14 protein-coding genes and 1 tRNA gene are annotated in these 12,376 nt (G+C 65.2%); 9 read left to right on the forward strand and 6 right to left on the reverse strand.

What is annotated here, in order from left to right; all coding sequences use genetic code 11:
* Nucleotides 1-10: 10 nt before the first annotated feature.
* Complete coding sequence (locus GGR44_RS15005) at nucleotides 11-1,591, reverse strand: lysine--tRNA ligase (protein ID WP_183956297.1); 1,581 nt, start codon at nucleotides 1,589-1,591, stop codon at nucleotides 11-13.
* Nucleotides 1,592-1,732: 141 nt separating this feature from the next.
* Between GGR44_RS15005 and GGR44_RS15010 the strand changes: the two genes are divergently transcribed.
* The gene (locus GGR44_RS15010; protein ID WP_183956298.1) at nucleotides 1,733-2,104 is read left to right on the forward strand and encodes a PilZ domain-containing protein; all 372 of its coding nucleotides are present in this window, start codon (nucleotides 1,733-1,735) and stop codon (nucleotides 2,102-2,104) included.
* Nucleotides 2,105-2,189: 85 nt separating this feature from the next.
* On the opposite strand, the gene GGR44_RS15015 is transcribed toward GGR44_RS15010, so the two are convergent.
* Nucleotides 2,190-2,265 (reverse strand) — tRNA-Ala (locus GGR44_RS15015).
* 188 nt (nucleotides 2,266-2,453) lie between these two features.
* Here GGR44_RS15015 and GGR44_RS15020 point away from each other — a divergent pair.
* Nucleotides 2,454-4,502: a carbon starvation CstA family protein gene (locus GGR44_RS15020; RefSeq protein WP_183956299.1), complete on the forward strand. Its 2,049-nt coding sequence runs from the start codon at nucleotides 2,454-2,456 to the stop codon at nucleotides 4,500-4,502.
* The gene (locus GGR44_RS15025) at nucleotides 4,499-4,684 is read left to right on the forward strand and encodes a YbdD/YjiX family protein (RefSeq protein ID WP_183956300.1); all 186 of its coding nucleotides are present in this window, start codon (nucleotides 4,499-4,501) and stop codon (nucleotides 4,682-4,684) included. Before GGR44_RS15020 ends, GGR44_RS15025 begins: the two co-directional genes overlap by 4 nt.
* A 19-nt stretch (nucleotides 4,685-4,703) precedes the next feature.
* Here GGR44_RS15025 and GGR44_RS15030 read toward each other — a convergent pair whose 3' ends face one another.
* Nucleotides 4,704-5,384 carry a S24 family peptidase gene (locus tag GGR44_RS15030; RefSeq protein WP_183956301.1) on the reverse strand — a complete coding sequence of 227 codons (681 nt, stop codon included), beginning with the start codon at nucleotides 5,382-5,384 and terminating at the stop codon, nucleotides 4,704-4,706.
* A gap of 117 nt (nucleotides 5,385-5,501) precedes the next feature.
* Between GGR44_RS15030 and GGR44_RS15035 the strand changes: the two genes are divergently transcribed.
* Complete coding sequence (locus GGR44_RS15035) at nucleotides 5,502-5,690, forward strand: hypothetical protein (protein ID WP_183956302.1); 189 nt, start codon at nucleotides 5,502-5,504, stop codon at nucleotides 5,688-5,690.
* The gene (locus GGR44_RS15040) at nucleotides 5,687-6,049 is read left to right on the forward strand and encodes a hypothetical protein (protein WP_183956303.1); all 363 of its coding nucleotides are present in this window, start codon (nucleotides 5,687-5,689) and stop codon (nucleotides 6,047-6,049) included. Before GGR44_RS15035 ends, GGR44_RS15040 begins: the two co-directional genes overlap by 4 nt.
* A gap of 37 nt (nucleotides 6,050-6,086) precedes the next feature.
* On the opposite strand, the gene GGR44_RS15045 is transcribed toward GGR44_RS15040, so the two are convergent.
* The 3 genes from GGR44_RS15045 to GGR44_RS15055 all read right to left on the reverse strand — a co-directional run bounded on the left by GGR44_RS15045 (nucleotide 6,087) and on the right by GGR44_RS15055 (nucleotide 8,797).
* Nucleotides 6,087-6,371, reverse strand: a complete 285-nt coding sequence (locus tag GGR44_RS15045; protein WP_183956304.1) for a hypothetical protein — start codon at nucleotides 6,369-6,371, stop codon at nucleotides 6,087-6,089.
* 223 nt (nucleotides 6,372-6,594) lie between these two features.
* The gene (locus GGR44_RS15050; RefSeq protein ID WP_183956305.1) at nucleotides 6,595-7,554 is read right to left on the reverse strand and encodes a hypothetical protein; all 960 of its coding nucleotides are present in this window, start codon (nucleotides 7,552-7,554) and stop codon (nucleotides 6,595-6,597) included.
* Nucleotides 7,555-7,570: 16 nt separating this feature from the next.
* Nucleotides 7,571-8,797 carry a TIGR04063 family PEP-CTERM/XrtA system glycosyltransferase gene (locus tag GGR44_RS15055; protein WP_183956306.1) on the reverse strand — a complete coding sequence of 409 codons (1,227 nt, stop codon included), beginning with the start codon at nucleotides 8,795-8,797 and terminating at the stop codon, nucleotides 7,571-7,573.
* Between the two features lie 100 nt (nucleotides 8,798-8,897).
* Here GGR44_RS15055 and GGR44_RS17120 point away from each other — a divergent pair, with 100 nt between their 5' ends.
* From GGR44_RS17120 to GGR44_RS15070, 4 genes are all read left to right on the forward strand, one after another.
* The gene (locus GGR44_RS17120) at nucleotides 8,898-9,026 is read left to right on the forward strand and encodes a hypothetical protein (RefSeq protein ID WP_281374300.1); all 129 of its coding nucleotides are present in this window, start codon (nucleotides 8,898-8,900) and stop codon (nucleotides 9,024-9,026) included.
* The gene (locus GGR44_RS15060) at nucleotides 9,019-10,374 is read left to right on the forward strand and encodes a putative O-glycosylation ligase, exosortase A system-associated (protein WP_183956307.1); all 1,356 of its coding nucleotides are present in this window, start codon (nucleotides 9,019-9,021) and stop codon (nucleotides 10,372-10,374) included. Before GGR44_RS17120 ends, GGR44_RS15060 begins: the two co-directional genes overlap by 8 nt.
* Nucleotides 10,371-11,087, forward strand: a complete 717-nt coding sequence (locus tag GGR44_RS15065) for a hypothetical protein (protein WP_183956308.1) — start codon at nucleotides 10,371-10,373, stop codon at nucleotides 11,085-11,087. Before GGR44_RS15060 ends, GGR44_RS15065 begins: the two co-directional genes overlap by 4 nt.
* A 115-nt stretch (nucleotides 11,088-11,202) precedes the next feature.
* Nucleotides 11,203-12,375 carry a mechanosensitive ion channel family protein gene (locus tag GGR44_RS15070; RefSeq protein WP_425511328.1) on the forward strand — a complete coding sequence of 391 codons (1,173 nt, stop codon included), beginning with the start codon at nucleotides 11,203-11,205 and terminating at the stop codon, nucleotides 12,373-12,375.
* Nucleotide 12,376: the final 1 nt, after the last annotated feature.

Genomic DNA, 12,376 nt, shown 5'->3' on the forward strand with positions numbered 1-12,376 from the left:
GACGCCTGAATCAGGCCAGCGCGTCGGCGATCAGCTTGCGGCTGTTCTCCACCCCGTAAAGCGCGATGAAGCTGCCCATGCGCGGCCCCTGGTCGGCACCCAGCAATGTCTGGTACAGCGCCTTGAACCAGTCGCGCAGTTGTTCGAACCCGTAATGCGGGTCCTTGCCGATTTCATAGACGATATTCTGGATCTCGTCGGCGGTGGCGTCGTCCGGCAGGGCGGCAAGCTGCGCGTCCAGCTCGCGCAGCGCCGCCGCCTCATTCTCCTCCGGCTTGCGGCGCTGGAGCGTCGGGGCGATGAAATCGCGATTATAGGCCAGCGCGCAACCCACCAGCGTATCGAGCGCGGGATGGCTCTCGCGCGTGACGCCGGGGGCATAATTGGCCAGATAGGCCCAAACCTGGTCGCGCGTGGCGTCGCCGCCCATCACGCCGACCAGGTTCAGCAACAGGCCATAGCTGACCGGCATTCCTTCGGCCGGAACCGCGCCATTATGGATATGGTAGACCGGGTTGCCCAGTTGCTTGTCGACCGGCTGGGCCGCGTAATTGCCGCGAAACTGCTCATATTCGTCGACCGCGCGCGGGATGACGCCGATATGCAGTTGCTTGGCGCTTTTCGGCTCGCGATAGGCATAGAAGGCCAGGCTTTCCTGCGACCCGTAGGTCAGCCATTCCTCCAGGCTCAGGCCATTGCCCTTGGACTTGGAAATCTTCTCGCCCTTTTCGTCGAGGAACATTTCATAGATGAGGCCCTCGGGCTTCCGCCCGCCCAGCACCTGCGCGATCTTGCCCGACTGCACGCCGCTGTCGGTCAGGTCCTTGCCATACATTTCATAATCGACGCCCAGCGCGACCCAGCGCATCGCCCAGTCGACCTTCCACTGCAATTTGGCGCCGCCGCCCAGGATGCAATGTTCGACGGTCTCGCCTTCATCCTGAAAGCGGATGAGGCCTGCGTCCGCGTCGACCACCTCGACCGGCACCTGCAAAACGACACCGCTATTCGCGCTGATCGGCAGCACGGGGGAATAGGTAGCCGCGCGCTCCGCCCGCAGCGTCGGCAGCATGATGTCCATGATCGCCTGATAATGGCGCAGCACGCCGCGCAGCGCATCGTCGAACGCGCCGGACCGATATTGCTGCGTCGAACTGCGGAAATCATAATCGAAGCCGAACCGGTCCAGAAAATCGCGCAGCATCGCATTGTTGTGATGCGCGAAGCTCTCAAATTTGCCGAAAGGATCGGGGATGGCGGTCAACGGCTTGCCCAGATGTTCGCGCAGCATATCCTGATGGGGGACATTGTCGGGCACCTTGCGCAGCCCGTCCATATCGTCGGAAAAGGCGATCAGGCGCGTGGGAATATCCGACATCGTCTCGAACGCGCGGCGCACCATCGTCGTGCGCAGCACTTCGTTGAATGTGCCGATATGCGGCAGGCCCGACGGGCCATAGCCGGTTTCGAACAGCACATGCCCCTTGGCGGGCGGCGCCTTGTCATAGCGTTTGAGCAGCTTGCGCGCTTCTTCAAAGGGCCAGGCCTTGGACGAAAGCGCCGATGCGCGCAAAGTGTCGGAAACAGTCATGTCCAGCCCCCTAGCTGCCCACGCGCGCTGAGAAAAGGCCCTTTGCGGCTGGCGACTTACCAGAATCCCCGGAAAATCGCGCGCGACTTTCAAACTTCGTTAACCCTGCTGGTTGATAATTTCCTCTCATCTGGAGGCGTGATGAAGATCAACCGAAGCCACGACAGAGTCGTCGTCGACATTCCCATTGTCATAACGACGGTGCTCGAAAGCCTGGAAGGGACGATCATCGACCTGTCCGAAGGCGGCGCGCAGGTGGTGGGTTGCAGCCTGCCGCCGCTGAGCCAGTGTCAGGTCGATCTGGACGGCGATGTCGTCTTCGGCGCGGTGCGCTGGTCGGAAATCGACCGCATGGGCATCCGTTTCCTCTTCCCCATCCATGAAGGCCCGCTCTTCGATCATCTGCGGACCGCGCGGATCATGCAGCGCGCCCCCGTCGCCTATCAGACGCGCACCGCCGCTCAACCGCGCCTGATGGTCGCTGGCGCAGGCTTTGGCCGCCGCCGCGCCTGACGCAATCGCCAACAATATCCTGCCTGCCCGGACGTGAACGCAGCCTCGGGATGAAAATCCCGCAGGCGATGACGCTATTGGGGATTGGTGGAGCCTAGGGGGATCGAACCCCTGACCTCGTCATTGCGAACGACGCGCTCTCCCAGCTGAGCTAAGGCCCCTCACCAAGGACAGCGCCTATAGAAGAGCGATCGGGCGGTTGCAACGGTCTTTTGCCGGAATAGTACAGGCCGCCATTTCATCGACGCGCCTCCCGCGCCGCCCCTCTGGCTCCGTCGGCGGGAGACGCTTGAGTTGTCCCTATTTGGGTATAGGGTGCGCCTCCCGTCAGAGGAAAAGAGGACGCCGCATGACCCGCCACCTGCCCTGGATCGTAATCGCCATGGTCGGCGCGGCGGCCCTGTCCTTCGTCGCCCTGGCGCGCGGGGAGGCGATCAACGCGCTGTGGATCGTGGTCGCGGCGGTCAGTTGTTTCCTCGTCGCCTATCGCTATTATGCGCTCTACATCGCGCGCCATGTCATGCGGCTCGATCCGTCGCGCCCGACCCCGGCCATCCGCCGCGCCGACGGCCTGGACTATGTCGCCACCGACCGCACGGTGCTGTTCGGCCATCATTTCGCGGCGATCGCGGGCGCGGGGCCGCTGGTGGGTCCGGTGCTGGCGGCGCAGATGGGCTATCTGCCCGGCACTTTGTGGATCATCTTCGGGGTGGTGCTGGCGGGGGCGGTGCAGGACTTCATGGTCCTCTTCATCTCCATGCGCCGCGACGGCAAGTCGCTGGGCGAACTCATCCGCATGGAAATGGGGCAGACGGCGGGGACGATAGCGTTGTTCGGCGCCTTCATGATCATGGTCATCATCCTCGCCGTGCTGGCGCTGATCGTGGTCAAGGCGTTGGCCGAAAGCCCGTGGGGCATGTTCACCGTGGCGGCGACGGTGCCGCTGGCGCTGTTCATGGGCGCCTATACGCGCTGGATCAGGCCGGGGCGGATTGGCGAAGTCAGCCTGATCGGCCTTGTCGGCCTGCTCGCCGCCATCGTCTATGGCCAGGCCATCGCCGCCTCGCCGGTGTGGGGACCGCTGTTCACCTTCACCCCCGTGCAACTCTGCTGGATATTGATCGGCTATGGCGCGGTCGCCTCCGTCCTGCCCGTCTGGCTGTTGTTGGCGCCGCGCGATTATCTGTCGACCTTCCTCAAGATCGGGGCGATCGCCGCGCTCGCCATCGGCATCGTCATCATGGCCCCGCCGCTGAAAATGCCCGCCGTCACCGTCTTTGCCGCGGGCAATGGCCCGGTCTGGGCCGGCGGCCTCTTCCCCTTCCTGTTCATCACCATCGCCTGCGGCGCGGTGTCGGGCTTCCACGCGCTGATTTCCAGCGGCACCACGCCCAAGCTGATCGCCAGCGAAGCCCATGCGCCGATCATCGGCTATGGCGCGATGCTGATGGAGGCCTTTGTCGCGATCATGGCGCTGGTCGGCGCGTCCATCCTCGACCCCGGCGTCTATTTCACCATGAACAGCCCGGCCGCCGTGATCGGCAAGGATGCGGCGAGCGCGGCGGCGGCCGTCACCGCCATGGGCTTTCCCATCACCCCCGACCTCATCGTCCAGACGGCAAAGGACGTTGGCGAACACACGATCATCAGCCGCGCGGGCGGCGCGCCGACGCTGGCCGTTGCCATGGCGGAAATCTTCAGCCATGTCGTCGGCGGGCCCGCCATGAAGGCCTTCTGGTATCATTTCGCGATCCTGTTCGAGGCGCTGTTCATCCTGACCGCCGTCGACGCGGGCACCCGCGCGGGCCGCTTCATGTTGCAGGATCTGATCGCGCTGGCCGCGCCCGGCTTCAAGGACTCGAAAAGCCACGCGCCCGGCATCATCGCCACCGCGCTGTGCGTCGCGGCCTGGGGCTTTTTCCTCTATCAGGGGGTTACCGATCCGCTGGGCGGGGTGAACACGCTGTGGCCAGTCTTCGGCATTTCCAACCAGATGCTGGCCGCCATCGCGCTGATGCTGTCGACCGCCGTGCTGTTCCGCATGAAGCGCCAGCGTTTCGCCTGGGTGACGATGATTCCCACCGCATGGCTGCTGATCTGCACCTTGTCGGCGGGCTTCCTGAAACTGTTTTCCAGCGACGTGAAGGTCGGCTTCCTCGCCCATGCGGCGAAGTTCAGGGCGGCGGCGGCCAGTGGCGAAGTGCTGGCCCCGGCCAAGGACATGGCCGAGATGAACCGCATCATCTTCAACGACCGGATCGACGCCGGGCTGGTCGCCATCTTCCTCGCCGTGGTGCTGGCGATCCTGTTCTTCACCATCCGCACCTGCGTCGCGGCCCTACAGGCCCCCGCCCCCACCGCGCGGGAAATCCCGCCCGTCATGGTCCCGGCGGAATGAGCCTGTTTCTCGAAAAGCTGCGCCACGCCGCGCGCATGATGGTCGGCATGCCCGATTATGACGCCTATCTGCGCCACATGCGCGACCATCATCCCGAACAGGAACCGATGGACCGGGTCCAGTTTTTCCGCGATCGGCAGGAATCCCGCTATGGCGGCAAGAATGGCGGGAAATGCTGTTAAGGCCGAATGTCGATCGGCCCTAGCTTAGCCGCCGCCCCGTCCACATCACGCGGCCGACAATATCGACCAGCGCCGGGTCGATATCCATCCAGTCGGGATAACGGGGATTGTCGCTGAGCACCGAAAAGCGGCCCCGGCGCGGCCCCATGGCGATGCGCTTCACCATCAGCACGCCGTCCAGCCGCAGCACATAAACGCCGTCGCGCAGCCGGTCCGCGCCATCGCCATGGTCGACCATGATGTCGTCGCCATCGGCCAGCGTCGGCGCCATGGATTCGCCATCGACCCGGATGATCGAGGCATGGTCGCGCCGCACGCCCAGGTCGCGCAGCCATAGCGCGTCAAACGCCATGGCGCCCGCCGTCCGCTCATCCTGGTCCAGCGCGCCCGCCCCCGCCGACGCGCCCAGTTCCAGCCGACGGATCGCCACCACCGCAGGAACATGGCGCGCCGCCCCGACAGGAATTTTCCTTTCATCCGCCACCGTTTCGCCCCGCAGCAGCGATTCGTCCACGCCCAGAAAGCGCGCCAGCGTCCGCCGGTCATCCTCATCCAGCTTGCGCGGCGATCCCCGTTTGATGAACTGCTGAATATAGGCGGGATTGCGGCCGATCGCGCGTGACGCGTCGACATAATTGCGCCCCCGTTCGGCAATCAGCCGGTCGAGCGTCGTGCGCACCCTGTCCCATTTTTCATCCATGACCGCACCATAGCGGCAGGATTTTTCCTAGACAAGTAGGAAATCATTTCAAAGATAGGAAAAACCCTATCGGCGCGCACATCGGCGAGTCGAAGGCCTGTGAGGAGACCAGAGCCCATGCACCTGCTGCGCCATATCGAACGATTTTTGAAGGAAAGCGGGGTTGCGCCGACCCGCTTCGGCCGCGAATGCGTGCGCGACCCGCGCCTTGTCCACGATCTGCGCCGGGGACGCGAACCGGGCGCGCGCATGCGCCGCCGGGTCGAACATTATATCGCCGCCCAGCGCGCGGGGGACGGCGCATGATCCATCACGCCGCACCCATCGGCCGGCCCGGGCCGGGCCTCCCCGCGCGCCGGAGCGCCGATCCGCTGCCGCAATTGCTGCGCCAACTGGCGGCGCGGGCGGGCGACGCCTGCCTGTTCGACCATGTCGCCAGCCGCCCATGGTGCAGCGCCATGTTCCAGGGCCGCCGCCACGCCATCACCCTGCGACTCGAAGGGGCCGACACCGGTGCGCGGGCGGACGCGCTCACCACTGGCCTTCCCGACATGGAATGGAGCCTGAGCGGCCATTTCGTCGCCGACATGGTCGTGGACGAACGACTGGACCGGGCTGACGGCGTCACCCTGATCCTGTCGGCCCTGACGATAGAGGATTGGTGAGGACGGGCCTTCGACGGCGTGGGCGAACTTGTGAGGTTCAGATCAACTTTTGACGGCTCTTCAGCCACCAACCGATGGCCAACCCCAATAGCCAGAAGGGCATGATGGCCAAGACACCCATGATGGTCAGACCGGCACCGTGGCACATTCCGTTAGGCAGGCGATTGTCGCATTCTTCGAGCAAAAGGACGAGCGCAGCCAACAAGATGGGTAATAGCGCAAATACACCAGTAATGCACAATCTAATCCAAGCGTTTGAGATGCTTCTGGCGAGAAATCCTGCCGTCACGGCTATAGCTGCACCGATAATAATGGCCTGCATGAGGAGGATTGATGCCATATCCAGCAACCAAATTCCAGCGAGTTGCTTATTGGAATTGACGCGAATTGTATGGATCGCCCCAAGCTGCCTTTTGGGAATCGGGTTCGAGCCGGGGCGATCTCACCGAAGCGGAAAGGCGCGTTTTCAAAGGGCCTCCCGCCCAGAATCTGAGAACCGAGGCGGGGGCAGGCGATCAGAGCAAAACGGCTTTGTCCAGGCCACTTCAGCCCGCCCGCGCGGCCAGCCCCCGCAATGCGCCCAGCGCGGCGGCCAGCGCCGCATCGACTTCGGGTTCGACATCCTCGCGCACCGGCACCGGCGCAGCCGGCGGCAGGTCCGCCAGAACCGGGGCGCGACCCGCGACGCTGGCATGGCGATGGGCAAGGCCGCGTTCCAGCCGTTCGGTGAGCTGGGCGACGCTCAACCCCTCCAGCGGCTGAGCGGGGGGGGCTGACGCCTCGCCTTCCGGCATGGCGAATGGGGGAGGCCCGGCGGGCTCAGGCTCAGCCGAAGCGGCCGGGAGCGCAGCGTCGAACGCAGCAGGTTCCGGCGCAACCGCATCCGAATCCCGGACATCCACAGGCGTTCCAAAGCCGGGCGTCGGCGCTACCGGCTCCTGCGCCACAACCGGCGCTGGCGAGCGGAAAGCGGGCTGCGGCGCAAAATCGGCGATCTGCGCGGGCGCGCCCAGTTCCTCCCGGGAACATGGCAAGGGCGCGTGCGGCATCTCCATCGGGTGCGGCTGGGCCTGTCCTTCCGCACGGGCGCGGCGGAAAATGTCCAGACCTTCAAAATCGCGGCTGGCGAAAATAGGTTCGCGCGCGGGCGCGTCAGGATGCGCGTCGGCCCGGCGCAATACGGGGCCAGCGGTCCGGCGGCCACGCGCCAGGGCGGTCAGTCTGGAAAAGGCGAAACCCATTTTTCTGTCTCCCTTGGCGGCTCCCCGTCCGCTCTTCTCATCATGGTTGCGGCCAATCGCCGCGATTGCGGCGACCGCCATCAGTCCGGCGAACGCCGCAACGATCAACCGCGCCTTCCACCCCAGCGGCGGCGCGGCGGCCGGAAAAGCTTCCGACAGGCCGGTCGACGCCACGACCATTTCCAACAGGCCGACCGGAATGGTCAGCACCGCCAGTGCCGCCGCTGCCCCCGCCAGACCCAGGATCATGTTCCTGCGCGCCATCGGCCCCGCCCCCGTTTCAGGCCGCCGCCCGCGCCGCCGGGCTTTCCCCCAGCAGGCGGCGATAGACGGGGTCGTAACGCAATATGTTGCTGGCCCAGTCGCGTTCACGCTCGACAAAGGCGCGGGCGACGGCCCGCCGTTCGTCCCAGCCCGCCCGGTCGGCGAACAACCCCGCCAGAGCGGCGGCGATCGCGGCCGGATCATCGGGCGCGAACAGCGTTCCGGTAACGCCATCCTCGATCAGTTCGCGGTGCCCGCCAACGCTCGACGCGGCCACCAGCCGCCCCTGCGCCATCGCCTCCAGCGGCTTCAACGGCGTCACCAGATCGGTCAGGCGCATCGCCTTGCGCGGATAGGCGAGGATGTCGACCTGCGCATAATAATGTTCGACCTGATCGTGCGGCACCCGGCCGACAAAGACGATATGGTCGGCAAAGGGCGACGCCATCGCCTGCGCCCGCAACGCTTCCTCGCGCGGGCCGCCGCCGACCAGCAGCAGCTTCGCGCGCGGGCGTTCCCGCACCAGCCGCGGCATGGCGGCGATCAGGTCGTCCAGCCCCTCATAATCGTAGAAGCTGCCGATGAAGCCGACGACATCGGCCGTCTCCAGTCCCAGCTTCGCGGCCAGCGCCGGGTCGCGCGGCACGGGATCGCCAAACTGGTCCATGTCGACGCCATTGGGCGACACGATGATCTTGTCCGCCCGAACGCCCCGCGCGATCAGGTCGCCGCGCAACCCTTCGCAAATCACGGCGACCGCATCGGCCGCGCGCACCGCGTGAGTCTCAAGCTGACGGGTCAGCCAGTAACGCGGGCTTCCCTCCGTCCCGGTGCCGTTGCCGACCGCCGCATCCTCCCAGAATGCGCGGATTTCATAGATCATCGGAATGCCGTGGCGGCGCGCGACACGCTGCGCGGCGATGGCGTTCAGCACCGGCGAATGGGCGTGGATGATGTCGGGCCGCCGTTGCGACACCAGATGGTCGATCGCATCGGCATGGGCGGCAATGTCGCGCCATTCGCGCAGCAGGGCGTTGCCGGTGGCGGGCTTGCCGGGCGTGCGGTGAAAGATGAGGCCGTCGACCTCCTCCGTCAGCGGACCGCCCGCCGCATGACGATGGCCGGTGATGCCGCGCACGTCCCACCCCTGCGCCACCTGCGCGCGCAGGATCGCGCGGGTGCGGAATGTATAACCACTGTGCAGCGGCAGGCTGTGGTCGAGGACGTGCAATATCCGGGTCATGGCCCCATCCTATTGCCGGAAAAGGATTAACGGCCCGTCAACTCTGCTGCGCTAGGACATCGTCACCACGGCGCGCGAAGATGGACCGGCACAACCGACGATGATCGACACATTATCCCTGCTGGTCAGCCATGGCGTGATCCTGCTCGCCGCATGGCGATTGCTCTCGCGCCCGGACCTCGACCGCGATCCGCCGCCAGCGCCGCAGGAGCCTGTCGGCGATGCGTGACCTGTTCTTCATCGCCTTTCTGGGGCTGTTCGGGCTGATGGGGCTGAAACGGCCGTTCCTGCTGATCGCCGTCTATGCCTATATCGACATCGTTTCGCCCCAGCGCCTGTCCTATTTCCTCCTCAATTCCATCCCCATATCGCTGCTCGCCTTCGTGGCGGCGGCGGGATCGTGGCTGTTGCTCGACCAGAAGAAGGATTGCCGATTCTCGGTCCGCCAGGGGCTGATGCTGATCCTGCTCGCCTATTGCGGCTATACGACGATGACCGCCGATTTCCCGGTCGAGGCGATGACCAAGTGGAACTGGGTGTGGAAGGCGCTGGTCTTCGCCATCTTCCTACCGCTCACGCTGCGCACGAAATTGCGGATAGAGGCGCTGGCCCTGTTCATGGTGCTGTGCGCCAGCACCATCATCATCAACGGCGGCATGAAGACGGCGCTGTCGGGCGGCGGCTATGGCGTGCTGAACCTGATGGTGACGGACAACAGCGGGCTTTATGAAGGGTCGATCATTTCCTGCGTCGCCATCTCGCTGATCCCGCTGATCCTGTGGCTGGCGAAGCATGGCACGATTTTTCCGCCCGACTGGCGGGTTAAGACCTTTGCCTATGCGCTGTGCCTCGCCTGCATGTTGATGCCGATCGGCACGGAGGCGCGCACCGGCCTTGTGTGTCTCGTCTTCCTCGCTGGCATGATGCTGATGCATTCCAAGCGCCGCTTCATCTATGGCCCGCTGATGGCGGTCGCCGCGCTCGCCGCCCTGCCCTTCCTGCCCGCCAGTTTCACCCAGCGGATGCAGACCATCGAGAATCACGAGGGCGACGAGAGCGCCTCCACCCGCATCGCCGTGTGGAACTGGACGCTGGACTATGTGAAGGATCATCCCGGCGGCGGCGGCTTCGACAATTATCTCCAGAACAGCTTCACCTATGTCGCGCGCAGCACGATCAGCGACGGCGCGGGCACGCGGGTCGAAACCCGGATCGTCACCGACCGGGGCCGCGCCTATCACAGCGCCTATTTCGAAATGCTCGGCGAACAGGGCTATTTCGGCTTCTTCATCTGGGCTTTGCTCCACATACTGACCTTCGTGCGCACCGAATGGATACGCCGCCATTATCGCCGCCGGACAGAGCCAGAATGGGCGTGGGTGTCGCCGCTCGCGCTGGCCCTGCAACAGGGGCACCTTGTCTACATGCTCGGGTCGCTGTTCGTCGGCATCGCCTATCAACCCTTCATCTTCATGGTATTGGCGCTGCATATCGGCCTCGACACCTATCTGGCGCGCCTGCGCCGCGCTGAAAATATCCGCCCGATGATGGCGCCCGCGCGGGCGGCGACGGCATGACCCCGTCCGAACTTCGCCCGGTCAGCGGCGCTTTCGGCCTGTTGCTGGGGCTGGTCCTCGCCTCGCCCTGGGCGATGCCCGCCATGCTGCCGCCCGGAACCGAGGCGCTGTTCCTCCTCTCGGCCTTCATGGTGCGCCTCAACGACCGCCGCTGGCAAAGGCGGCCGGGCGCAAAGGCGTGGATCAGCCATATCCGCATGATGCGCTGGCGCATGATGCCATGGGGCGCGCTGGCGCTGGTCGCCCTGATGGCGCAGGGCATTGGGCAAGCCGGTGCGGTGCTGGCGGCGGCGATGCTGGCCGAACTGCTGCTCTATCCGATGGTTTCGACCATCGTCGGGCGGATGGGGCGCGGCATGGCGATGGCCGCCATGATCGCCCTGCTCGCGGCGATGGCATGGGTCGACGGCTCGTCGCTGGCCGGCGCGGCGATGCGTTACACGGCCCATTTCGCGCTGGGCATCTTCACCTGCGTCTACTGGCTGCGCGGTCCCGATGGCGAACCCCGCGCGCTGGCCCAGGCGGTGGGCGCGGCATTCGTGTTCGCGATCATCGCCTGGTGCTCGCCCGACAGCCGGGGGTGGAGTCTGTCCGGCGCCATGGCCGCCGCCGCCCTGACGCTGGCCCATATGTCGACCGTCCGCGCCAGCATCCAGGCATGGCGCCCCCGCATGACCGGGAACCAAAAGCGCCGCAGCGGGTTGGCGCGGTAAGAACCCCTGCGTCGGTCCGATAGCAGGGCTTTATCAACGGGTCTTTCAGCGTCTATCAGACGCCGGGTCATTTCGACCGCCAAGCCCCGCAAGACCCCGCATGACAAGGACCATCATGGCCGCCAGCCCCACCGCCCAAGCCGCCACCGCCAACAGCCAGCCTTTCGCGCTCCGCACCTTCTGGGATCAGACCCTGGCTTGGTGGAGCGACCATGCGACCCAGATCGTGATCGCGGTCGCGGCGGGCACGGTCATTTACCTGATATTGGCGGCGATCCGGCAATTCGGCCAGCGTCTGCGCGATCGCCCCGGCGACACGCTCACGCTCACCCATGTCGCGGGGCGGGTGTTCGCCAAAACGACTCATCTCTTCATGGCGCTGGCGGCGGCGAAACTGGTCGCGGGCTTCGCCAATCCGCCTGCTGTCGTCGCAACGACCATTGGCTTCCTCTTCACCCTGTCGGCGGTATTCCAGGGCGCTTTCTGGGTGCGCGCGGCGATATTGGGGATGGTCGAGATCAAGGCCGGCGCCGACGACAATAGCGACACGCTGGCCAACGCCATGGGCATCATCAAGATATTGGTGAGCGTCGCGCTGTTCGCGGTCGCCGCCATCGTCGTACTCGACAATCTGGGCGTCAACGTCACCGGCCTTGTCGCGGGCCTCGGCATTGGCGGCATCGCCATCGGCCTCGCCGCGCAGGGCATATTTTCCGACCTGTTCGCCGCACTTTCCATCATTTTCGACAAGCCGTTCCGCCGGGGCGAGACGATCCATTACGATGCCACCACCGCGACGGTGGAAAGGATCGGGCTCAAATCCACCCGTCTGCGCGCGGTGACGGGCGAGAAAAAGGTGATGTCCAACACCAATCTGCTGCAAAAGGAAATCACCAGCTATCAGGCGCTCGACCATCGCCGCATCAAATTCGCGATCGGCGTGATCTACCAGACCGATCCCGATCGAGCCGAGCGCATCCCCAACATATTGCGCGACATCATCGAGGGGCTGGGCGGCACGTTCGTGCGCAGCGGCTTTGTCGGCTTCGGCGCGAGCAGCCTCGATTTCGAGGTCGAATTCGACGTCTATCTGCCCGATTGGGACGCCGTCTACCAGGTCCGGCACAGGATCGGCATCGGCATCCTCAAACGCTTCAATGCCGAAGGGCTGGAATTCGCCTATCCGACGCAGACCACCTTCACCGCCGCGCCCGATGGCCGGATGATCATGCCCTATGCCGAAGTGCAGCCGGTGATGCGGATGGATCGCGCGCCCGGCGAGCGCTAGA

Source organism: Sphingobium fontiphilum (assembly GCF_014196635.1).
GTDB lineage: Bacteria > Pseudomonadota > Alphaproteobacteria > Sphingomonadales > Sphingomonadaceae > Sphingobium > Sphingobium fontiphilum.